Origin of the sequence: Streptomyces sp. NPDC005435 (genome assembly GCF_040703155.1) — a bacterium.
GTDB lineage: Bacteria > Actinomycetota > Actinomycetes > Streptomycetales > Streptomycetaceae > Streptomyces.
Genome location: NZ_JBEXEQ010000050.1, coordinates 1 through 1,412, shown reverse-complemented (window position 1 = coordinate 1,412; position 1,412 = coordinate 1). Strand labels below are relative to the sequence as shown.

1 rRNA gene is annotated in these 1,412 nt (G+C 55.7%); it reads right to left on the bottom strand.

Annotated features, from left to right (window positions below):
• Nucleotides 1-21: 21 nt before the first annotated feature.
• A 23S ribosomal RNA gene (locus tag AB0898_RS31820) occupies nt 22-1,412 on the bottom strand; the annotation flags it as partial.

The following is a 1,412-nucleotide window of genomic DNA, read 5'->3' as shown; positions in this document are numbered from 1 at the left end:
ACACAGTGGACGCGAGCAACTGAGGACAAGCCCTCGGCCTATTAGTACCAGTCAACTCCACCCGTTACCGGGCTTCCATATCTGGCCTATCAACCCAGTCGTCTACTGGGAGCCTTACCCTCTCAAGGAGGTGGGAATACTCATCTCGAAGCAGGCTTCCCGCTTAGATGCTTTCAGCGGTTATCCCTCCCGAACGTAGCCAACCAGCCATGCCCTTGGCAGGACAACTGGCACACCAGAGGTTCGTCCGTCCCGGTCCTCTCGTACTAGGGACAGCCCTTCTCAATATTCCTACGCGCACAGCGGATAGGGACCGAACTGTCTCACGACGTTCTAAACCCAGCTCGCGTACCGCTTTAATGGGCGAACAGCCCAACCCTTGGGACCGACTCCAGCCCCAGGATGCGACGAGCCGACATCGAGGTGCCAAACCATCCCGTCGATATGGACTCTTGGGGAAGATCAGCCTGTTATCCCCGGGGTACCTTTTATCCGTTGAGCGACGGCGCTTCCACAAGCCACCGCCGGATCACTAGTCCCGACTTTCGTCCCTGCTCGACCCGTCGGTCTCACAGTCAAGCTCCCTTGTGCACTTACACTCAACACCTGATTACCAACCAGGCTGAGGGAACCTTTGGGCGCCTCCGTTACTCTTTAGGAGGCAACCGCCCCAGTTAAACTACCCATCAGACACTGTCCCTGATCCGGATCACGGACCGAGGTTAGACATCCAGCACGACCAGACTGGTATTTCAACGACGACTCCACACACACTGGCGTGCATGCTTCACAGTCTCCCAGCTATCCTACACAAGCCGAACCGAACACCAATATCAAACTGTAGTAAAGGTCCCGGGGTCTTTCCGTCCTGCTGCGCGAAACGAGCATCTTTACTCGTAGTGCAATTTCACCGGGCCTATGGTTGAGACAGTCGAGAAGTCGTTACGCCATTCGTGCAGGTCGGAACTTACCCGACAAGGAATTTCGCTACCTTAGGATGGTTATAGTTACCACCGCCGTTTACTGGCGCTTAAGTTCTCAGCTTCGCCCTGACGAATCAGAGCTAACCGGTCCCCTTAACGTTCCAGCACCGGGCAGGCGTCAGTCCGTATACATCGCCTTACGGCTTCGCACGGACCTGTGTTTTTAGTAAACAGTCGCTTCTCGCTGGTCTCTGCGGCCACCCCCAGCTCATGGAGTAAATCCAATCACCGAGCGTGGCCCCCCTTCTCCCGAAGTTACGGGGGCATTTTGCCGAGTTCCTTAACCATAGTTCACCCGAACGCCTCGGTATTCTCTACCTGACCACCTGAGTCGGTTTAGGGTACGGGCCGCCATGAAACTCGCTAGAGGCTTTTCTCGACAGCATAGGATCATCCACTTCACCACAATCGGCTCGGCATCAGGTCTCA